Consider the following 21,162-nt stretch of genomic DNA (forward strand, 5'->3'; position numbering starts at 1 on the left):
CGAGCGGAGGATAGAATGCCAGCCGTGCAAGAGACGGTCGAGCGCGTGAAGCGCATCGACGTCGATCAGTATCGTTATGGGTTTGAGACCCAGATCGAGTCCGACAAGGCCCCCAAGGGGCTGTCCGAAGACATCGTCAAGTTCATCTCCGAGAAGAAGAACGAACCCGCCTGGATGCTCCAGTGGCGGCTCGAGGCCTATCGGCGCTGGCTGACCATGACCGAGCCGACCTGGGCGCGCGTCGACTATCCCAAGATCGACTTCCAGGACCTCTACTATTACGCCGCGCCGAAGCCGAAGAAGACGGTTTCCTCGCTCGACGAGATCGATCCCGAGATCCTGAAGACCTACGAGAAGCTCGGCATTCCCTTGCGGGAAGTGGCGATGCTCGAAGGCGTGGAACCCAAGCCCGGCGAGACAGATCCAGCCCGGCGCAAGATCGCCGTCGATGCGGTTTTCGATTCGGTCTCGGTTGCGACCACGTTCAAAGAGGAGCTGAAGAAGGCCGGCGTGGTCTTCATGCCGATCTCGGAGGCCATCCGCGAGCATCCTGAGCTTGTGCAGAAATATCTCGGCACGGTGGTGCCGACCTCGGACAATTTCTACGCGACGCTGAACTCGGCCGTGTTCTCCGACGGTTCGTTCGTCTACGTGCCGCCGGGCGTGCGCTGCCCGATGGAGCTGTCGACCTATTTCCGCATCAACGAGCGCAACACCGGCCAGTTCGAGCGCACGCTTATCATCGCCGACAAGGGCTCCTACGTCTCCTATCTCGAAGGCTGCACCGCGCCGCAGCGCGACGAGAACCAGCTGCATGCCGCCGTGGTCGAGCTCGTCGCGCATGACGACGCCGAGATCAAATATTCGACGGTGCAGAACTGGTATCCGGGCAATTCGGAAGGCAAGGGCGGCATCTACAATTTCGTCACCAAGCGTGGCGACTGTCGCGGCGACCGTTCCAAGATCTCCTGGACCCAGGTCGAGACCGGTTCGGCGATCACCTGGAAGTACCCGAGCTGCATCCTGCGCGGCGACAATTCGAGCGGCGAGTTCTACTCGATCGCGATCTCGAACGGCTACCAGCAGGTCGATAGCGGCACCAAGATGATCCATCTCGGCAAGAACACGTCGAGCCGGATCATCTCCAAGGGCATCGCCGCCGGCAAATCGCAGAACACCTATCGCGGCCTCGTCACCGCGCATCGGAAAGCGACCGGCGCGCGCAACTTCACGGCCTGCGATTCCCTGTTGATCGGCGACAAATGCGGCGCGCACACCGTGCCGTACATCGAAGCCAAGAACTCGTCGGCGACGTTCGAGCACGAGGCCACGACCTCGAAGATCTCCGAGGACGTGCTGTTCTACTGCATCCAGCGCGGCCTTTCGCAGGAAGAAGCCGTCGGCCTCGTCGTCAACGGTTTTGTGAAAGACGTGTTGCAGCAGCTGCCGATGGAGTTCGCTGTGGAAGCACAGAAGCTGATCTCGATCTCGCTTGAAGGGTCGGTCGGCTAGCTCGGACCTCATCCTGAGGAGGCCGCGGAAGCGGCCTTCTCGAAGGATGGATCCGGAAAGATTGTTGGCCTCGATCCTTCGAGACGCGCCTGCGGCGCTCCCTGGGATGAGGGGATAGATGGAAAAAATACGATGACTGTTTTGCTTGAAGTGAAAGACCTGAAGGTTCGTGTCGAGGAGCGTGAGATCCTCCACGGGCTGACGCTGACCGTGAACGAGGGCGAGATCCACGCGATCATGGGGCCGAACGGCTCCGGCAAGTCGACGCTCTCGCACGTCATCGCCGGCAAGCCCGGCTACGAGGTGACCGACGGCCAGATCCTGTTCAAGGGCGAAGATTTGCTGGAGATGGCGCCCGAGGAGCGCGCCGCCAAGGGCGTGTTCCTGGCGTTCCAGTATCCGGTCGAGATCCCCGGCGTCACCACCATGAACTTCCTGCGCACCGCGCTGAACGCGCAGCGCAAGGCGCGCGGCGAGACCGAGCTGATGGTGCCGGACTTCCTGAAGAAGGTCCGCGAGGTCTCCAAGTCGCTGAACATCCCGCAGGACATGCTCAAGCGCGGCGTCAATGTCGGCTTCTCCGGCGGCGAGAAGAAGCGCAACGAGGTGCTGCAGATGGCGCTGTTCGAGCCGAGCCTGTGCATCCTCGACGAGATGGATTCCGGCCTCGACATCGACGCGCTGCGCATCGCGGCCGACGGCGTCAATGCGCTGCACTCGCCCAAGCGTGCGATGGTCGTCATCACCCACTATCAGCGGCTTCTGAACTACATCGTGCCCGACATCGTGCACGTGATGTCGAAGGGCCGTGTCGTGAAGAGCGGCGGCAAGGAACTGGCGCTGGAGCTGGAAGCGTCCGGCTACGCTCAGTTCGAGGACGCCGCGTAAGGAATTTTGCGATGAACGTTGCTGTGGCAAAGACCGGAAAGGGCCGCGCGGTGAGCGATCTCTTCACCAGCGCCGAAGGCCGCCTGCCGGGTTCGCCTTCCGTGATCGCGGTGCGCCGTGAGGCGTTCGAGACCTATGAGCGTCTCGGCCTGCCGCATCGCCGGATCGAGGAATGGAAATACACTGACCTCCGCGCGCTGGTCGGCGAAGTGCTGCCGCTGGCAGCCGCGCCCGACGCGGCCGCGTTGAAGCGCGCCGCCGACGCGGTGAAGGCGCATGCGATTGCAGGCGCCCGCAAGCTGGTGCTGGTCGACGGCGTGTTCGCGGCTGATCTGTCCGACGTCAAGGCGCTGGCTTCCGAAGCAAGCTTCAAAACGTCACGGGAGACGCTGGAGAAGGATGCCGGTCTGCTGAAGACCGCGACCACGGATGCCGTGATCGCGCTGAACGCGGCAATGGCGACTGACGGTGTCGTGCTTGATATCGCCGATGGCGCGCAGCTGTCCGCACCGATTCAGATCATTCACATCGCAACCGCGGCTTCCGCGTCGGCGTTCACCCGTTCGCAGGTCGCGATCGGGAAGGGCGCTCGTGCCACCATCATCGAAAGCTTCGTCGCAGCCGGCGCCAAGGCCTACCAAGTCAACGACGCCGTCATCATCTCGGTTGGCGACAACGCCGACGTCGCGCATATCCGCCTGATGGACGATGCACCTGACGCGGTGAACATCACGTCGCAGTTCGTCACCATCGGCGCCAATGTGAAGTTCAATGCCTTCAACATGACCACCGGCGGCGCGGTCAGCCGCCTGCAGGGCTTCATCACGCTGGCGGGCGAGGGCAGTGAGCTCTTGGCCAACGGCGTCAATTTGCTGCAGAAGACCGAGCATGGCGACACCACGCTGGTGGTCGACCACGCCGTGCCGAACTGCGTCAGTCGCGAAGTCTTCCGCGCCGTGATCGACGATCGCGCCCACTCGGTATTCCAAGGCCGCATCATCGTTCGTCCCGACGCGCAGAAGACCGACGGCAAGATGATGATCCGTGCGCTGCTGCTTTCGGATGAAGCCGAGGCTGACAGCAAGCCCGAGCTTGAGATCTTCGCCGACGACGTCTCCTGCGGCCACGGCGCCACCGCCGGCGCCCTCGACGAAAGCCTGCTGTTCTATCTGAAGGCGCGCGGCCTGCCGGAGAAGCAGGCCCAGGCGTTGCTGATCCAGGCCTTCGTGGGTGAAGCCATCGAGCAGATCACCGACGACGATCTGCGCGAACACGTGATCGGCATTGCCGAGCGCTGGCTGGAGCAGCGCCAATGAGCACGCATCCCGCAGTGAAGAACGGCGCCTATGACGTCGCGCGCGTGCGCCAGGACTTTCCGGCGCTTAGCCTTCAGGTCTACGGCAAGCCGCTGGTCTATCTCGACAACGCGGCGTCCGCGCAGAAGCCGAGCGCCGTGCTCGACCGGATGACGCAGGCCTATACGTCCGAATACGCCAACGTGCATCGCGGCCTGCATTACCTCGCCAATGCCGCGACCGAAGCCTATGAGGGCGGCCGCACCAAGGTGGCGCAGTTCATCAATGCTGCGCGGACCGAGGAAGTGATCTTCACCCGCAACGCGACGGAGGCGATCAACCTGGTTGCCTCGTCCTGGGGCGGGCCGAACGTCAAAGAGGGCGACGAGATCGTCATCTCGATCATGGAGCACCACTCCAACATCGTGCCATGGCATTTCCTCAGGGAGCGCCAGGGTGCCGTCATCAAGTGGGCGCCGGTCGACGACGAAGGCAATTTCCTGATCGACGAGTTCGAGAAGCTGCTGACACCCAAGACCAAGCTGGTCGCGATCACGCAGATGTCGAATGCGCTCGGCACCATCGTCCCGATCAAGGAGGTCGTGAAGATCGCGCACGCGCGCGGCATTCCGGTGCTGGTCGACGGCAGCCAGGGCGCGGTGCATATCCCGGTCGACGTTCAGGACCTCGGCTGCGACTTCTACGTCTTCACCGGCCATAAGGTGTATGGGCCGACCGGCATCGGCGTGCTCTGGGCCAAATACGACCACCTCGTCGCGATGCGCCCCTTCAACGGCGGTGGCGAGATGATCCGCGAGGTCTCGCGTGACGTCGTCACCTATGGCGATCCCCCGCACAAGTTCGAGGCGGGCACGCCCGCGATCGTCGAGGCTGTCGGCCTCGGTGCCGCCATCGACTACGTCAATTCGATCGGCAAAGAGCGCATCGCCGCCCACGAGGCCGATCTCGTCGCTTACGCCCAGGAGCGGCTGCGCGAGATCAACTCGCTGCGGCTGATCGGCACCGCCCGCGGCAAGGGTCCGGTGATCTCCTTCGAGCTCAAGGGCGCGCATGCCCATGACGTCGCCACCGTGATCGATCGGCAGGGCATCGCGGTGCGCGCCGGCACCCATTGCGTGATGCCGCTTTTAGAGCGGTTCAACGTGACGGCCACCTGCCGGGCCTCGTTCGGCATGTATAATACGCGGGAAGAAGTCGATCATCTGGTACAGGCGCTGCTCAAGGCGCGGGATATGTTCGCATGAGTGACACGGCCGAAATCAAAGCCAATCCGATGGAGACCCATTCGGCGTTGCCGCCGGAGGAGACCGAGCGTCTGACCACCGAGATCATCGCCGGCCTCAAGACCGTGTTCGATCCGGAAATCCCGGCCGACATCTATGAGCTCGGCTTGATCTACAAGGTCGAGATCAAAGACGACCGCTCGGTCGACGTCCAGATGACGTTGACGACGCCGAACTGCCCGGCCGCCGGCGAGCTGCCGACCATGGTCGAGAACGCGGTCGCCAGCGTCCCCGGCGTCGGCGTGGTCGACGTCAAGGTGATCTGGGAACCGGCCTGGACGCCTGAGCGCATGAGCGACGAGGCCCGCCTCGTCCTCAACATGTGGTGACGCGTAACGCTTGCTTTGAATCCCTGGCATTGAATTCGCCCCGCAACGGACCACATCACTGACATGACACAGATTTCGTCCGGTTCGACCCCAGCATCCACTTCGAAGCCCCGGCGGCCCCGCCCGCAGGTGATGCGGCTGACCGACGCCGCTGCCCAGCGCATCAGCGAGCTCACCCAGCGTGCAGACTCCGAGATCGTCGGCCTGCGCGTCGGCGTGAAGAACGGCGGCTGCGCCGGCCAGTCCTACACGGTCGAATACGCCCATGATATCCGCTCGACCGACGAGGTCGTCGAGGACAAGGGCGTCAAGATCCTGGTCGAACCCAAGGCCGTGCTGTTCCTGCTCGGCACCGAGATGGACTACAAGGCCGACAAGATGCAGGCCCAGTTCGTCTTCAACAACCCCAACCAGATCTCCGCCTGCGGCTGCGGTGAGTCGGTCGAGCTGCGCCCGGCCAAGATCGACGGGTAGCGCCCGGCTTTCACGAAGCCCACCGCTGTCGTCCTCGCGAACGCGGGGACCCATACCGCGTGATCGCTCTTTGGCATGCGGTGTCAGTACCACGCTGGCGCAACTACTAGTCTTCGCTAAACTTCTCCCTGTGGTTATGGGTCCCCGCGTTCGCGGGGACGACGCCGGGGAGAGAGTTGAGGCCATGGACCGCGAATTCCTGATCGACCTGTTCGCCGATTTCGGCCCCGTCGCCATCCGCAAGATGTTTTCCGGCCACGGCATCTCCGTCGATGGCGTCAACTTCGCGCTCGCCTTGCGGGCCGGCCTGTTTTTCCGCGCTGACGAGGTGACGATCCCGGATTTCGAGGCCGAGGGATCAAAGCCGTTTCAATATTCGACCCGCGCCAAGACCGTGCTGGTGAACTCCTACTGGGAGCTGCCGGCGCGCCTGTTCGACGATTCCGAGGAGCTTGCGCAATGGGCGAGGGCGGCGCTCGCGGCGGCTCAGCGTGCCAAGGTGAAGCGACCGAAGAAGAAGGTTGCGAAAAAGGCCGCGCCGAAGAAAGCCGCAGCGAAAAAGCGGTTGGCCAAGACAGCTACCAGGAGAAAGGCGCGGTAGGGTGGGCAAAGCGGAGCGTGCCCACGATCAGAGTGTTATCGCGAGCGATCGTGGGCACGGCGCTTGCGCGCCTTTGCCCACCCTACGGGATCTCAATCCGCGGCCTTGGTCAGGCCAACGCGCATATCCTTTGCCACAAAGACAGATGTGCCATCAGCGAGCACCCGACCATCGGCAATGCCGAGCACCAGCTGCCGCGGCGGACCATGCGCATGGCGACCTCGTAGCGCACGCGTCGCGTCTCAGGTGTAACGAAGCCCGTGGCCTCCACCTCGCCGACACCGATGGCGCGGCCTTTGCCCGGCGAGCCCGACCATCCCAGCCAATAGCCGACCATCTGCCACATCGCGTCCAGGCCCAGGCTTCCCGGCATCGTCGCGTCGCCTTGAAAATGGCAATCGAAGAACCAGTGGCCTGGTGTGATATCGAGTTCGCCCACGATGTGGCCCTTGCCGTACTCGCCGCCGTCGAGGCTGATCTCGCTGATCCGGTCCATCATCAGCATCGGCGGCGCCGGCAATTGCGCGTTGCCCGGGCCGAAATAGCCGCCTTCGCTCGATCTCAGCAACTCGTCCCTGGTGTAGGACGGTTGCGGCTTGTGAAAGTCATGAGGGTTGTTGGGCAGACGACAAATCCTCGATACGCGGGTGGCGAGGAAGATGTCGTTCGTCACGAGAGGAAGTCAAGCGCGCGGGGTTTGGCGCGCCGCCTTCGTCACGCGACCCGGCTGTGGCTCTCGATCGCGAATTCCGGATCAGCCTCGCAGATCACGCGGTTGCGGCCGTTGCGCTTGGCGGCGTAGAGGCAGGCGTCCGCACGCTCGATCAGCGCCTCGGTATCGTCGCCGGGCTTGAGCATGGAGACGCCGACGGAGATGGTGACGCGGCCGAGGATCTCGCCGGTGGACTTCTTCTTCAATTCCTTCGCCATCACCGCACGGCGAATGTGATCGGCCACCGTGAGGGCCTGGCGCAGCGCCGTGTTGGGCAGCAGGACGGCGAACTCCTCGCCGCCATAGCGCGCGGTGATGTCCTGGCCCTTGATGGTCTGCTTCATGGACAGGCCGACGAGCCGCAGCACCTGGTCGCCGGTGAGATGGCCGTAGGAATCGTTGAACGACTTGAAATGGTCGATGTCGAACAGCAGCAGCGACAGCGGCTCGCCCGAGGCGAGTGCGCTCTGCACCGCCATGCCGATCATGCGATCGAAATATTTGCGGTTGCCGAGGCCTGTGAGCGGGTCGGTCAGGCTCTCGGCGCGGATCGCCTCCAGGCTCTGCTGGAGATTGCTGATCTCGTTCTTCGACAATGTCAGCCGGTCTTCGAGCGCCTTGTTGGTGTCGCGCATCTCGCTGGTCGAACGCAACAGCGTCTCGACGATCGAGGTGATCTGGTCGCGGCTCTTGGCCGACGACAGTTTCTCGGTGGCGCCCGACAGGCTCGCATCGTAGGAGCCGGTCATGCCGAGCGCTTCGCTCAACACCTTCATCACGTCGTCGATCTCGCCGATCACGCGTGCGCCGACCTTGTCGATGCGATCGGTGGTCTTGATGTGGGAAAGATAGGTCTCGTAGATCTGCTCGAGATCGCCTTCGGTCAGCTTGCCGTGGCGCGCCAGTGTCTCGTTGATGATCTTGTTGAGCGGGGCGTTGTAGCCGGTCGCGTAGACGTACCAGATCTCGTAATTGCGGGGAATTGCGGTCTGACGAAGCGATCGGATCTGACCGAGCGCCACTTCGGCGAACGCCATCGTGCGTTCGTGTTCGTCGAGAACCTTGACCACGGAACATACCCCACGGCGGTCGATGCGCCGCCGACCACAGCAATTCTTAAATTATGTTCGTAGGCTAACGGACGTGTGTGAACGGCCAGTAAATATACGGTGGCCAATGCATCATAAAAAGTGTGGGGCGCCCCGGCTCAACCGGCCAGAGGCGCCTCGTCGCTTGACGTGCTTCAGGCGCCGGCGGGAGACGAACGCACGGGACGGAGCAGGAAGGCCGGCAGGTGCGAATGATCGCCCGGCTCGGTGTCGGCCTCGCGCTGGCGGCGCGGTTCGGGACGGCCGATCGACGGCACATGCGACGGATCGGCCTTCTGGCGCGCGCCGTGACGCGGCTCGGATGAGGACCTAACTTCACGCGGAGGCCTTGCTTCACGTGGAGGCCTTGCCTCGCGTGCGGGCTTCGCCTCGGGATCGGGCCGTGCTTCGGCTGAAGGCCTTGCCTCGGCCGAATGTCTTGTTTCAGAAGCGTGCCTTGCCTCGCCACGCGGTTCGCGCGGCTCGTGGCTGCGTTCACCACGGTCGCGGCCGCCGCGCTGCGGCTTGCCGCGTCCGCCACGGGAGCGCTCGCGTTCACGTCCACGCGGACGTTCGGATGAATCGCCGGATTCTGCGCTGACTTCGTAGTCGCCTTCGGCGCGCGGAATGCTCTGGCCGATCAGCTTCTCGATCGCCACCATCGACTTCTGGTCGAGCGGCGTGACGAGCGAGATCGCCATGCCGGACCGGCCGGCGCGGCCGGTGCGGCCGACGCGATGGACGTAATCGTCGGGATGATGGGGGACGTCGAAATTGAAGACGTGGCTCACTTCGGGAATGTCGAGGCCGCGGGCAGCGACGTCGGAGGCGACCAGCAGCGGCAGCTCACCCTTGCGGAACTGTTCGAGCGCGGCCATGCGGGCCGGCTGGTCCATGTCGCCATGAAGAGCGCCGACGCTGAAGCCGTGCTTCTGAAGCGACTTGTGAACGATCGCGACCTCGCGCTTGCGATTGCAGAAGATGATCGCGTTCTTGAGGTCCTTGGCCTCGCGCAGCAGGCGGCGAAGCAGCTCGCGCTTCTCATGCGCCTCGCGTCCCGCAGGCACTTGCGACTGCGTCACAGTCACGGCTGTGGTGGCGGGCTTGGAGACCTCGACCTTCTGCGGATTGTGCAGGAAGGCCTCGGTGATGCGCCGGATTTCCGGCGGCATGGTCGCGGTGAAGAACAGGGTCTGCCGCGTGAAGGGGACGAGCTTGCAGACACGCTCGATGTCGGGAATGAAGCCCATGTCCAGCATGCGGTCGGCTTCGTCGATGACGAGCAGTTCGACGCCGGTGAGCAGCAGGCCGCCGCGCTCGGTATGGTCGAGCAGACGGCCGGGGGTGGCGATCAGCACGTCGACGCCGCGCGTCAGCTTGGCGTCCTGGTCGCCGAACGAGACGCCGCCGATCAGCAGCGCGACGTTGAGCTTTTGCCCAGCGCCGTAGCGGTCGAAGTTTTCCTTCACCTGCGCCGCGAGTTCGCGGGTCGGCTCGAGGATCAGCGTGCGCGGCATGCGCGCGCGGGCGCGACCCTTTTCAAGGATCGTGAGCATCGGCAGCACGAAGGCCGCGGTCTTGCCGGTGCCGGTCTGGGCGATGCCGAGTACGTCCTTGCGTGCGAGGACGTGGGGGATCGCCTGTTCCTGGATGGGGGTCGGGGTGGTGTAACCGGTGGCCGCCACTGCGGCGAGGACTTTTTCGGACAGTCCGAGATCTGTAAAGGACATTGAGCCTCTGGTCGAAACCGCCGTTCGGAATCGAGGGTAATTAAGGCTGTCGCGTTCCACCCCGAAACGGCGCGCTTTCAAAGAAGCTGGGGGTGCTGACTCACGCGAACAAAGCGCAACGCTCAGGAATCGCTCTTCGATCTGAGCCGCGTCGCTCCGGAACATAGGGCGGAATCGGCCAAAGTCAATGGAGCGGGCGCGGGAAGACCCTAAAATACCTGAGGTTTTTGCCCAAATCACGGGCGGGGCTGGCTTTTCCGGCTCGGCCGTTGACCGACCCGCAACCGTCGGACGGGGCGCTAGCGTCCCTCGGGAGCCTGGGCCCGGAAATCGCCGGGGGCCATCCCATAGGCGGCGTTGAAGACCCGGTAGTAGGTCGCCAGGCTCTCGAAGCCGCACGAGGTCGCGATGTCGGCGATCAGCCGGTCCGGCGCCTCCCGCATCAGGCGGCGGCTCTGTTTCAGGCGCTCGTCCGTCACGGTCTGCGAAAAACTCTTCGCCGCGGTTTCGAACAGCATGTGCAGGTGACGCACGGAGACAGCCAGCAGGTCGGCCACCATGGTCGGCGCCAGATCAGGGTCTTGCAGGTGGCCTGCGATCAGCCGCCGCGCCCGCGAGAGGCGGGCGGTCCGCAGCGCGGCCTGCCCGAGGCGGCTGCCGGGCCGGACAATGCCGCGCTCGATCAGCGCCAGATGGGCGAGAGACTGGACCAGGGAGGTCGCATCGACGCTGCTGTCGTCAACCGCGGCCTCATTGAGGTCAGCGAAGCAGGCGCCGAGGAGCGGGACCAGGCTGGGATCGGCGAAGGTCCGGGGCGCTAGCTCGCGCACGCGCTTGTCCTGGGTGGAGAGGCCGTTCACGGGAATCTTCAGGATGCGCAGATGAAAGCCGCCGGCGCCGAGCGGCGCGGTGCGATAGGGCTGATCGGTGTGGCTGGTGGCGAAGCTGCCATTGGCGATCGCAAAATCATCTGCGCGCATGCCGCCGAACCAGCCGCCGGTGCCGAGCTGCTGGTAGACGCAAATGCTGTCGCCCGGCGCGTAGGCGATGTCGGACGTGCTGCGTTCGACCGTGTAGTGCGAGGCCTTCAGCTCGACCAGCCCGCCGCCGCCGAGCTGGCGCAGCGAGAACTCGCCGTAGAAGTCTGCGCGCCGTTCGCGCTCGAGCTCGGCGGTGACGCCGAACAGGCCCTTGGAGCGGACCTCGCGCCAAAAGTCGAAGCGGTCATGCGGTTCGACGTCGTCAGTACACCAATGATACACGGCAGCCCCCGCTTGCAGCGCAATTGCCCTAGAAAAAGCAGATTCCGAAGGAATCTGCCATAGGGCAGATGATGGAACCGGAAGCCGCTGGTGTTGAACCCTCGCTATGGCTGGACCGACTATCATCAACGGCGAAGGGTTCCCATGAACCCCTGTTCGAGGAAACCGGCGGAGCGCCGTTCGAAAGCGGGAATTTTGCGATGACGTGGCGGCTTTTCAGAGTTCTGGCAGCGCTTGGCCTTGCGGCCAGCCTGAGCGGATTGGCGCTTCCTGCCGAGGCCGCAAAGCGCGTCGCCCTCGTGGTCGGCAACAACGACTACCGAAATGTCCCGAAGCTGCTCAAGGCCGTCAATGACGCCCGCACCATGGGCGATACGCTGAAGCAACTCGGCTTCTCGGTCATGGTCGCCGAGAACCAGAGCCGGCAGCAATTCTCCGAGACGCTGCTTGCCTTCGACCGGGTGATCGAGCCCGGCGACACCGCGTTCTTCTTCTATGCCGGCCATGGTTTCGAGATCGCGGGCCAGAACTATTTGCTGCCCACGGACGTCCCCGCGGCGACGGAAGGGCAGGAAGAGCTGGTGCGCGATGCCTCCATTCTGGCCGACCGCATCGTCGAGCGCCTCCAGAACAAGAAGGCGCGGACCTCGATCCTGGTGTTCGACGCCTGCCGCAACAATCCGTTCGAACGTTCCGGCACGCGCGCGGTCGCCGGCGGCGGCGGGCTCGCACCGATGACGCAGCTGCCCGAAGGCGTGTTCTCGGTGTTCTCGGCAGGTCCGCGCCAGACCGCACTCGACCGTCTGTCCAACGACGATGCCAATCCGAATTCGGTGTTCACGCGCACCTTTGCCAAGGAGCTGCTCGAGCCCGGCGAGAACCTCGTGCAGGTGGCGCAGCGCACGCGCCGTCTCGTCAGCGAGATGGCCGGCACCATCAAGCACAGGCAGGTGCCGGTTTATTTCGACCAGATGGTCGACGACGTCTTCTTGAGCGGTGCCGCAAAAGGTGCCGCCGCCGTGGCTCGCCCGGCCGACCCCGCGCCGCAGCAGCTGGCGGCCCTGCCGCCAGTGTCGGTGCCGCGCGTGCCGAAGGAAGACACCACCAACGCGCCGATCGCGAGCTTCTCGCGTCACAATGGCGGCTGGAGCGTTGTGTTCTCCTTCGCCGATCCGACGCTCGGCATTTCCTGGCGCATGGCCGGCAATGCCGATTTCCGCGAGACAGGTTTCATCGACACGCTCGATCCGCGCACCCGCAAGCGGATGCCGAACCCGTCGATCGAATTGCCCGCGGACGCGCAGGCCGGCACCATCGAGGTCCGCTATGTCGACCAGTCCGGCGACATGCGGGGGCCGTTCCCGATCAGGTTCGATCCCGAGGCCGCGCTGATCCGCGACCAGCGCAAGATCCTCGACATGACCGCGACGAGCTGGCTGTCGTTCCGCGAGTTCAACGGGCTGCTGGTCTACTACACGCATCTCGTCTCGTATCGCTGCGCGATCCGCGAGGTGCGCATCGGCATCGATAGCGCCGTGCCAAATCAGGTGCTGAAGATGCCCGCTTGCGACCTGCGCGATCCCAGCGCCATCACCGCCGGCATGCCGCTCTACATGAAGCTCGCCCCGGCCACGCAATCCGTCTCGGTCGAGCTGACCTATCGCGACGGCAGCGTGTCGGAGATCAAGAGCTTTCGGACGGTGAACCGCAGCAACAATTGAGCGGTCTGCTGTTCGGCCGACGGAGAAGCGATAAGACCGGTTCCTGCGCGGAATCGCTAGCCGCGTCGCTTCCGAATGAAGCGCTTGAAGGAGTCGATGGCCTCGATCAAAGGTGCGGTCAGCGAGAAGAAAGTTGCCATGCCGATCGAGATGACGACGTGGCGCAGCACGAATTTCTCCTGCTGCTCGAGCGGATAGCCGTTCTGCTCGATCCGCACCGGCGCAAGCGTGCCGGAGTCTTGCTGGTCCGGCTTCCGCGGCTTGCGCGTCGGCAGCATGATCACGACGAAAAGCACGTTGATCAGCAGCCAGATGCCAAGCACTATGAGTACGGTGCGCAACGCCGATCATCCTGAATCAATCGAAATCGTCAGTAACGCTACTGGCCATTCGGCATTGCGGCAAACCAATTCAGGCTTGTTGCGTCGCACAGAGGACTAAAGTTGTAAGCGAGGAGTTGATGACGGATTCAGATACGCCGCAGTCCGCCGCGCGTCATTCCGTGAGAGCCCGGTGTTGCATCGTCGGCGGCGGACCGGCCGGCATGATGCTGGGCTATCTCCTGGGGCGCGCCGGCATCGACGTCGTCGTGCTGGAGAAGCATGCGGATTTCTTCCGCGACTTTCGCGGCGACACGGTGCATCCCTCGACGCTCCAGGTGATGGACGAGCTCGGCCTGATCGATGCCTTCCTGGAACTCCCGCATCAGCGCTTGCAGACGATGGACGGCCTGTTCGGCGGCACGCCGGTGCGGATTGCCGATCTCAGACGGCTGCACACCAAATACCCGTTCATCGCCTTCATGCCGCAATGGGATTTTCTGAATTTCCTGCGCGAGAAAGGCCGGCGCTTCCCGTCGCTCAAGGTGATGATGAATACCGAAGCCGTCGATCTGATCCACAGCGGCGAGACCGTCGCCGGCGTGCGAGCGAAGACGCCGGACGGAATCATCGACATTGAAGCCGATCTCACCATCGCCTGCGACGGCCGGCATTCGATCGTGCGCGAGCGCGCGGGGCTCAGCGTCGAGGAGATCGGTGCGCCGATGGACGTGCTGTGGTTTCGCGTCGGCCGCAAGGCGGACGAGACCGAGAATTTGTTCGCGCGCGTCGAGCCCGGCAAGATGATGATCACCTTCGACCGTGGTGACTATTGGCAGTGCGCCTATGTCATCGCCAAGGGACAATACGAGGCGGTGAAGGCGAGGGGATTGCAGGCGCTGCTCGACGACATCGTGCGCATGGCGCCGGTGCTTCGAAGCGGCATCGCCGATGTGAAGAGCATTGACGATTTCAAGCTGCTCACCGTCGCGATCAACCGCCTGACGCGCTGGACGCGGCCGGGTCTGCTTTGCATCGGTGATGCCGCGCATGCGATGTCGCCGATCGGCGGCGTCGGCGTCAATCTCGCCGTGCAGGACGCGGTCGCAACCGCGAACCTGCTCGCGGACAAGCTCCAGCGCGGCTGCCCCACCGAGGACGAGCTCGATGCCGTGCGCCGCTGGCGCGAATTCCCGGTGAAGATGACGCAACGCATGCAGGTGGTCGTCCAGAACAAGATTGTCAGCGGGGCCTTGCAGGGGGGCGACCGGCCGCTGAAAGTGCCGCTGGTCGTGCGCCTCATCACTGCGCTGCCATGGCTCCAGGGCATTCCGGCGCGCCTGCTGGCGCTCGGCGTGCGTCCCGAGCACGTCCAGTCGAAGGCCGCGCCGGGATCGTAGCGCAACGATCGGGTAGGGATAATGCCGCGTTAAATCGCGCGTCGCGCGTTGCGCGCGTGCAACAGCGCAAACGGATTCACGGGTCGTGTCCGGCCATTCGGGCGTCTTAACTTTGTTGATTCAAATTTGAGTAAGACCTGCGTGTGAGCGTGCACCCATCAAAGGACACGGGGTGTACCATGCGTAACAAATTGATTGCCGCCTTCGCCTGCACGACCGCTCTGGTTTCGACCGGCGCTGCTTCCGCCGCCGATCTCGGTGCGCGTTACACGAAGGCGCCGGCCTATGCCGAGCCGCTGTTCAACTGGACCGGCTTCTACGTCGGCGGCCACATCGGTGGCGCCTGGACCAACGAGCAGTTCGTCAACAGCGGCAACACGACGGCCTTCGGCGATCTCGGCATCGGTCAGGGCTATCGCCAGCGCGGCGCGGGCATCATGGGCGGCGCCCAGATCGGCTACAACTGGCAGGCCAACAACTACGTGTTCGGCATGGAAGGCACGATCTCCGGCCTCGACAACAAGGGCTCGTTCACGAACACCGCGTTCGGTGCGGGTGACGACGTGTTCTCCTGGCGCGCCAACGTGCTCGCGACCGTCGTCGGTCGCGCCGGCTTCGCCGTGCAGAACAATCTGTTCTACATCAAGGGCGGCTATGCCGGCGTGAACAACCGTCTCAGCGTCAGCGACACCGTCGCTCCGGCGACGGGCGCGGGCGGTCAGACCCACTGGGCCAACGGCTGGACCGTCGGCGCCGGCTGGGAATACGGCATCACCCGCAACTGGATCGTCGGCCTCGAATACAATTACGCGGCCTTCGGCAGCCAGACCTATCAGCTCGGCGGCACCTCCGGCAGCTACACCTTCGATGCCAAGCCGCGTGACATCCAGTGGGCCGTCGTCCGCGCGAGCTACAAGTTCGACGGACCGGTCATCGCCCGTTACTGAGTGCGTCAAAGAAACGACCAAGCAAGCGACAAGAAACGATCACGACCCAAACTCAAAAGCCCCGGCGCATGCCGGGGCTTTTTTCATGAGTGCAGAGGCGGCCTACGCCATCACCGAGAACCCGCCGTCGACGGGGATCGCGGTGCCCGTGACGAAGTTCGACGCGGGCGAGGCGAGGAACACGGCGATGCCGGCAAAATCGTCGATGTCGCCCCAGCGCCCGGCCGGCGTGCGCGCCAGCACGCGCTCGTGCAATCCCGAGACCTGCTTGCGCGCGCCGCGGGTGAGGTCGGTGTCGATCCAGCCCGGCAGGATGGCGTTGACCTGGATGTTGTCGGGCGCCCAGGCATTGGCGCAGGCGCGGGTGTACTGCACGATGCCGCCCTTGCTTGCCGCATAGGCCGTGGCGAAGCTGGCGCCGAAGATCGACATCATCGAGCCGATGTTGATGACCTTGCCGTTGCCGGACGCCTTCAGCGCCGGATAGGCGAGCTTCGAGCACAGGAAGGCGCTGGTGAGGTTGGTCTGGATCACCGTGTTCCACTCGTCGAGCTCGAGCTCGTGTGGCGGCTTGCGGATGCTCATCCCGGCATTGTTGATGAGGATGTCGATGCGGCCGAGATCCCCAACCACGCGCTCCACCATCGCGGCGATCGCCGCCTTGTCGGTGACGTCGGTGGTGACGGCAATCGCTTTGACGCCGCGCGCTTTGAGGTCGGCGACGGCCGCGGCCGACTTGGCTTCGTTGCGTCCGACCACGGCGATGTCGGCGCCGGCGTCCGCGAGGCCGTGGGCGAGGCCGAGCCCGATGCCGCCATTGCCTCCTGTGACGATCGCGACCTTGCCGCGGAGATCGAACCGGTTGGATGTCATGCTTTCACTTCCTGGTTTCTTCTATTGGTTGCTCTGCCAGATCAGCACCAGCCCGAAGCCGGCCATGGCTGCGCCATAGCCGGCCCATTGCAGCTCGTTGACCATGAAGCTCGATCGCGGCCAGGCGATGGTGCCCGTGCCCTGTCCGATCCAGAGCAGCCCGACCGCGAGGGCAAACAGGCCTGCTACAAGCAGAAATCTGCGCATGCATTCCTCCCCGTCGTTTTGCTTCTGTCACAACCCACGGCATGGCCGCGGGGCGCGAAAACTTGCCGCCAGACTAGCCGTAGCTTCGGTTCGGATACAACGGCTGCGGATGCAGGCCGGCGGGAGAACGCATGTCCTTGCGCAAGATCATCCTGGGGTGGGTGGGGATGATTCTGTCATCAGGCCGCCGCTCGCGAGGCGATCACGGCTGTCGATCGGGCGAGGATCGTAAACCCGCTTGAAACAGTTCTTCTGGCCAAAAAGCAGTACACAACGAAAAAGCCCCGGCGATGCCGGGGCTTTGACGTCTGAAGTTGAATTCAGATCAGATCAGTACTTCGCGACGACCGGGCCGGTCCAGTTGAAGCGGTAGACCAGCGAGGTCGAAACCGTCTGGTTCCAGCTGTTGGCGCGGATGCTGTTGCCGATCGGAAGATTGCCGGCGTCGGTCAGGATGTCCTGGGTCTTGGCGTTGTAGAAGGCCGAACGATACTCGGTCTTCATGAACCAGCCGGGCGACTGGATGCCGAAGATGTTCAGGTTGTTCTCGACGCCGCCGCCGACGAACCAGCCGTTGCGGTTGTAGCCACCGAGATGCACGCCAGCGGGAACGCCAGCCAGGGTCATGAAGTTCGTGCTGCCGAAGTGGGCGCCCGAGTAACCGCCGTTGACGTAGGAGAGAACGTTCGGAGCAACCAGCCAGCCGAGGCGCACACCAGCGGCCCAGGAGTCTTCCAGCTTCTGGTTGCCGGTGATGCCGAGGGTCGGATCCTGCACCGTGGAGCGGATGCTGCCGAACTGACCGTCAGCGAACACGCCGGCGACCCAGGTGCCGCTGAACTGCCAGTCGTAGCCGAGACCGACGGTGCCGAACCAACCCGAGCCACCCTGGCGCTGGTCGATCGTCAGCGGAACTGCGCCGACAGTGGTCTGCACGCGCTGGTCGGAGGCCGAGATGCCGCCGCCGGCGCCGCCGAAGAGGTAGAAGCCGGTCCAGCTGGCGACGGGAGCCGCCATCGGAGCCTTGACGTAGGGGCGGGCGCCCAGATCAGCCGCCGAGGCCGAACCGGTCATCGCGGCAACCGCGGTCAGTGCGAGCAAAATCTTCTTCATTTTAAAATCCCCAAGCTTTGGTCTGTCTGGCAGCGCGAGCGCACTGAAGTCCGAGTGATCTGATGCCCGGACTATAGACGCTTTCCGCTGAAATGCTGTTGCAGGGCAGGCACAGTCGCCGGGAAACGCCGGGCGATCGGGATTTTGGTCGCGAGAGCCGAAATCAGAAATAGTGTCTTATAATCAATGTGTTGCGTGAATTATCGAAGATCGAATTCAAGTAAGGTTTTGTTAGCAATCGGGCTTTGTCTGAAATGGAGGCAATCCTGCCTCGGCCTTGGCGCCGGTGAGTCGTTGGCCGAGTCGCCGTTCGATGCGCAGGGGCAAACAAAAAAAGCCCCGGACCTGAGCCGGGCTTTTGACGAAAGGCCGTTGGTCTCAGACGTCCAGCAGTTCCTCGTTGGCAAACTCGGCCTTGTCCGTGATGAAGGCGAAGCGTGCCTCGGCCTTGGTGCCCATCAGCCGCTCCACCGAATCCGCCGTGGTGTCGCGGTCGTCGGCGAGCAGCACGACTTTCAGCATGGTCCGCTTGGCCGGATCCATGGTGGTTTCCTTGAGCTGCGCCGGCATCATCTCGCCGAGGCCTTTGAAGCGGTTCACCTCGACCTTGGCGTTGGCGTTGAACTCGCTCTTGATCAGGGCCTCCTTATGCGCGTCGTCGCGGGCATAGATCGACTTCGTGCCGTGCGTCAGCTTGTAGAGTGGCGGCACCGCAAGGAAGAGGTGGCCTTGGTCGATCAATGGCCGCATCTGCCGATAGAAGAACGTGATCAGCAGCGAGGCGATGTGAGCGCCGTCGACGTCGGCGTCGGTCATGATGATGATGCGCTGGTAGCGCAGATCTTCTTCGCGATATTGCGCGAGCATGCCGCAGCCGATCGCCTGCACGAGATCAGCGAGCTGGGCGTTCGCCGTCAGCTTGTCCTTGCCGGCGGAGGCGACGTTGAGGATTTTTCCGCGCAACGGCAGCACCGCTTGGGTCTTGCGATCGCGTGCCTGCTTGGCGCTGCCGCCTGCCGAGTCGCCCTCGACGATGAACAGCTCGGAGCCTTCGGTGCCCGCATCGCTGCAGTCGGCGAGCTTGCCCGGCAGGCGCAGCTTCTTGCCGGCGGTTTTGCGCGAGGTTTCCTTTTCCTGGCGGCGGCGCAGCCGTTCCTCGGCGCGGTCGACCACGAAGTCGAGTAGCCGGTTGGCCATGTTCGGATTGCCCGACAGCCAATGGTCGAACGGATCCTTGATCGCCTGCTCGACGATGCGCTGCGCTTCGGCGGTGGCGAGACGGTCCTTGGTCTGACCCTGGAATTCAGGCTCGCGCACGAACACCGAGAGCATCACGGCCGCGCCCACCATCACGTCTTCCGAGGTAATGGACGAGGCGCGCTTGCCCTGGCCGACGCGCTCGGCGTGATCCTTCAGGCCACGCAGCAGCGCGCTGCGCAGGCCGGATTCATGCGTACCGCCGTCGGGCGTCGGCACGGTGTTGGTGTAGGAGGAGAGGAAGCCGTCGGCATCCGCGGTCCAGGCCACCGCCCATTCGCAGGCGCCGTGCGCGCCGTTGCGGCCCGACTTTCCGGAGAAGATGTCGGGATGAACCAGCGTGTCGGCGTGGATCGCGGCGGCGAGGTAATCCTTCAGGCCGCCCGGGAAGTGGAACGTCGCTTCCGCCGGCACGTCCTCGACGCCCTTGAGCAACTCGGGCGCGCAGTTCCAGCGAATCTCGACGCCGCCGAACAGATACGCCTTCGAGCGCGTCATCTTGAACAGGCGCTGCGGCTTGAACGCGGCCTTGGCGCCGAAGATGTCGGTGTCGGGCTTGAAGCGCACGCGGGTGCCGCGGCGGTTGTTGATCTTGCCGAGATCCTCGAGCTTGCCCTTGGGGTGCCCGCGCTCGAACGTCATGCGGTAGAGTTTCTGGCTGCGCGCGACCTCGACCTCGAGCAGCGAGGAGAGGGCGTTCACGACGGAGATGCCGACGCCGTGCAGGCCGCCGGAGGTCTCGTAGACCTTGCTGTCGAACTTGCCGCCCGAATGCAGCGTGCACATGATGACTTCGAGCGCCGATTTCTTCGGGAATTTCGGATGCGGATCGATCGGGATGCCGCGGCCGTTGTCGGTGACGGTCAGGAACCCGTCGGCGCTGAGTTCGACCCCAATGAAGGTTGCGTGGCCCGCCAGCGCCTCGTCCATCGAGTTGTCGATGACTTCGGCGAAGAGGTGATGCAGCGCCTTCTCGTCGGTGCCGCCGATATACATGCCGGGCCGGCGCCGGACCGGTTCCAGGCCTTCGAGCACCTCGATGTCGGCCGCGGTGTAATCGGCCTCGCCGCCGGTCCCGCGCGACGCCGTCTTGGCAGGCGCGCGCGACTTTTGCTCGTCGGCTGGGAACAGGTCTGTTTTGTTTTTCAACTGCTTGGACATATATCTTGATGTGCTTTGAGGGCCGCGGAAGCGGCGAATCGGTTGCGCCGACTATGCCACGGCTGACCTGTCGAGGTCACCGCGTGACGGCCGGGTGGGTGTGGGTGGGTGCTAATACCGGCGATTTTACGCCGCAGGCCCAGCAATTCCCGGCAATTTGACGCCGAAGCCCGGCTAGAGCCGGGTTTTGTGACTTGATGTCACACAAGTCCTTGGCTTACCAGTCATTTTATCTGACAGGACCGTGACGGGGCGGGAAGGCAATCTGGAATGGAGCAGTACGCGCACGCACTGGCCGACTTTGTGCGTGCTCACCAGGCCTGGGCGGCCCCGATCGTGTTCCTGCTCGCCTTCGGGGAGTCGCTGGCGTTCATCTCGCTGCTGATTCCGGCCTGGGGCGCGCTGGTTGCGATCGGCGCGCTGATTGGCGTCAGCGGCATCAGCTTCTATCCGGTCTGGATCGCCGGCGGCATTGGCGCAGCCCTCGGCGATTGGGTCTCCTACTGGTTCGGCTATCGCTACAAGGAGCGGGTCGCGCAGATGTGGCCGCTCTCGCGCTATCCGGAACTGCTGCCGAAGGGCGAAGCCTTCGTACGCAGCTGGGGCGTGCCCAGCATCTTCATCGGCCGCTTCTTCGGCCCCTTGCGGGCCTCGGTGCCGCTCGCCGCCGGCATCTTCGAGATGCCCTATTGGACCTTTCAGGCCGCCAATTTCGCCTCGGCACTGATCTGGTCGGCGGCGCTGCTGCTGTTCGGCGATGTCATCGCCAAGGTCATGGAATGGATCTGGCGGCTGATCTGACGCCAAAACCTTGACGAAAACCGCAACTGCCCTTATAGCCCCGCGCCATGATCAACGCCGCGACCATCCTGTTCGCCCGTCGCCGCCGCCGCAGCTCTGCGGTTTGGGCGGTTGATCGCGTTTGAGATCATCGTCTTTGCCGCTGGATCCGATCCGCGGCATTCTCT

19 protein-coding genes and 1 pseudogene are annotated in these 21,162 nt (G+C 64.0%); 11 read left to right on the top strand and 9 right to left on the bottom strand.

All coding sequences use genetic code 11. The annotated features are described in order from the left end of the window. Window positions 1-15 precede the first annotated feature (15 nt). From sufB to AB7532_RS16980, 7 genes are all read left to right on the top strand, one after another. On the top strand, window positions 16-1,512 hold the full coding sequence (gene sufB, locus AB7532_RS16950) for a Fe-S cluster assembly protein SufB (protein WP_441235911.1): 1,497 nt from the start codon (window positions 16-18) through the stop codon (window positions 1,510-1,512). Between the two features lie 132 nt (window positions 1,513-1,644). Further along, on the top strand, window positions 1,645-2,400 hold the full coding sequence (gene sufC, locus AB7532_RS16955) for a Fe-S cluster assembly ATPase SufC (RefSeq protein ID WP_441235912.1): 756 nt from the start codon (window positions 1,645-1,647) through the stop codon (window positions 2,398-2,400). An 11-nt stretch (window positions 2,401-2,411) separates the two neighbouring features. Continuing rightward, window positions 2,412-3,716 (top strand): Fe-S cluster assembly protein SufD, encoded by a 1,305-nt coding sequence (gene sufD / locus AB7532_RS16960; protein ID WP_441235913.1) that lies wholly within the window; start codon window positions 2,412-2,414, stop codon window positions 3,714-3,716. Beyond that, window positions 3,713-4,960: a cysteine desulfurase gene (locus AB7532_RS16965; RefSeq protein ID WP_441235914.1), complete on the top strand. Its 1,248-nt coding sequence runs from the start codon at window positions 3,713-3,715 to the stop codon at window positions 4,958-4,960. Before sufD ends, AB7532_RS16965 begins: the two co-directional genes overlap by 4 nt. Next, window positions 4,957-5,328 (top strand): SUF system Fe-S cluster assembly protein, encoded by a 372-nt coding sequence (locus AB7532_RS16970; RefSeq protein WP_071914314.1) that lies wholly within the window; start codon window positions 4,957-4,959, stop codon window positions 5,326-5,328. The genes AB7532_RS16965 and AB7532_RS16970 overlap by 4 nt, the downstream gene beginning before the upstream one ends. Window positions 5,329-5,460: 132 nt before the next feature. Further along, window positions 5,461-5,802 (top strand): HesB/IscA family protein, encoded by a 342-nt coding sequence (locus tag AB7532_RS16975; RefSeq protein WP_441235915.1) that lies wholly within the window; start codon window positions 5,461-5,463, stop codon window positions 5,800-5,802. A 184-nt stretch (window positions 5,803-5,986) separates the two neighbouring features. Continuing rightward, complete coding sequence (locus tag AB7532_RS16980) at window positions 5,987-6,403, top strand: TfoX/Sxy family protein (protein WP_441235916.1); 417 nt, start codon at window positions 5,987-5,989, stop codon at window positions 6,401-6,403. Between the two features lie 92 nt (window positions 6,404-6,495). On the opposite strand, the pseudogene fabA reads toward AB7532_RS16980, so the two are convergent. The 4 genes and pseudogenes from fabA to AB7532_RS17000 all read right to left on the bottom strand — a co-directional run bounded on the left by fabA (window position 6,496) and on the right by AB7532_RS17000 (window position 11,195). After that, window positions 6,496-7,028, bottom strand: a pseudogene (gene fabA, locus AB7532_RS16985) (bifunctional 3-hydroxydecanoyl-ACP dehydratase/trans-2-decenoyl-ACP isomerase). Between the two features lie 89 nt (window positions 7,029-7,117). After that, window positions 7,118-8,185, bottom strand: a complete 1,068-nt coding sequence (locus tag AB7532_RS16990; RefSeq protein WP_441235917.1) for a GGDEF domain-containing protein — start codon at window positions 8,183-8,185, stop codon at window positions 7,118-7,120. A 173-nt stretch (window positions 8,186-8,358) separates the two neighbouring features. Continuing rightward, entirely contained in the window at window positions 8,359-9,933 is a 1,575-nt protein-coding gene (locus AB7532_RS16995; protein WP_441235918.1) for a DEAD/DEAH box helicase, read from the bottom strand. 299 nt (window positions 9,934-10,232) lie between these two features. Further along, window positions 10,233-11,195: a helix-turn-helix domain-containing protein gene (locus AB7532_RS17000; protein ID WP_441235919.1), complete on the bottom strand. Its 963-nt coding sequence runs from the start codon at window positions 11,193-11,195 to the stop codon at window positions 10,233-10,235. 200 nt (window positions 11,196-11,395) lie between these two features. Between AB7532_RS17000 and AB7532_RS17005 the strand changes: the two genes are divergently transcribed. After that, window positions 11,396-12,916, top strand: coding sequence for a caspase family protein (locus tag AB7532_RS17005; protein WP_441235920.1), 1,521 nt, complete (start codon window positions 11,396-11,398; stop codon window positions 12,914-12,916). A 56-nt stretch (window positions 12,917-12,972) separates the two neighbouring features. On the opposite strand, the gene AB7532_RS17010 is transcribed toward AB7532_RS17005, so the two are convergent. Continuing rightward, complete coding sequence (locus AB7532_RS17010; protein WP_441235921.1) at window positions 12,973-13,257, bottom strand: hypothetical protein; 285 nt, start codon at window positions 13,255-13,257, stop codon at window positions 12,973-12,975. Between the two features lie 119 nt (window positions 13,258-13,376). On the opposite strand from AB7532_RS17010, the gene AB7532_RS17015 reads away from it, so the two are divergent. Further along, on the top strand, window positions 13,377-14,636 hold the full coding sequence (locus AB7532_RS17015) for an FAD-dependent oxidoreductase (protein ID WP_441235922.1): 1,260 nt from the start codon (window positions 13,377-13,379) through the stop codon (window positions 14,634-14,636). A 179-nt stretch (window positions 14,637-14,815) separates the two neighbouring features. Further along, window positions 14,816-15,583 (top strand): outer membrane protein, encoded by a 768-nt coding sequence (locus AB7532_RS17020; RefSeq protein WP_441235923.1) that lies wholly within the window; start codon window positions 14,816-14,818, stop codon window positions 15,581-15,583. A 102-nt stretch (window positions 15,584-15,685) separates the two neighbouring features. Here AB7532_RS17020 and AB7532_RS17025 read toward each other — a convergent pair whose 3' ends face one another. From AB7532_RS17025 to parE, 4 genes are all read right to left on the bottom strand, one after another. Continuing rightward, window positions 15,686-16,456: an SDR family NAD(P)-dependent oxidoreductase gene (locus tag AB7532_RS17025; RefSeq protein ID WP_441235924.1), complete on the bottom strand. Its 771-nt coding sequence runs from the start codon at window positions 16,454-16,456 to the stop codon at window positions 15,686-15,688. Between the two features lie 21 nt (window positions 16,457-16,477). Continuing rightward, window positions 16,478-16,663: a hypothetical protein gene (locus AB7532_RS17030; RefSeq protein WP_015686413.1), complete on the bottom strand. Its 186-nt coding sequence runs from the start codon at window positions 16,661-16,663 to the stop codon at window positions 16,478-16,480. A 330-nt stretch (window positions 16,664-16,993) separates the two neighbouring features. After that, a complete protein-coding gene (locus AB7532_RS17035) occupies window positions 16,994-17,776 on the bottom strand; it encodes an outer membrane protein (protein ID WP_441235925.1) in 783 nt (260 codons plus the stop codon). Between the two features lie 378 nt (window positions 17,777-18,154). Then, window positions 18,155-20,194 carry a DNA topoisomerase IV subunit B gene (gene parE, locus AB7532_RS17040; RefSeq protein WP_441235926.1) on the bottom strand — a complete coding sequence of 680 codons (2,040 nt, stop codon included), beginning with the start codon at window positions 20,192-20,194 and terminating at the stop codon, window positions 18,155-18,157. A 270-nt stretch (window positions 20,195-20,464) separates the two neighbouring features. On the opposite strand from parE, the gene AB7532_RS17045 reads away from it, so the two are divergent. After that, a complete protein-coding gene (locus AB7532_RS17045; protein WP_441235927.1) occupies window positions 20,465-20,995 on the top strand; it encodes a DedA family protein in 531 nt (176 codons plus the stop codon). The last annotated feature ends 167 nt before the right edge of the window (window positions 20,996-21,162 follow it).

Origin of the sequence: Bradyrhizobium sp. 930_D9_N1_4 (genome assembly GCF_052076015.1) — a bacterium.
In the GTDB taxonomy this organism is placed as follows: Bacteria; Pseudomonadota; Alphaproteobacteria; order Rhizobiales; family Xanthobacteraceae; genus Bradyrhizobium.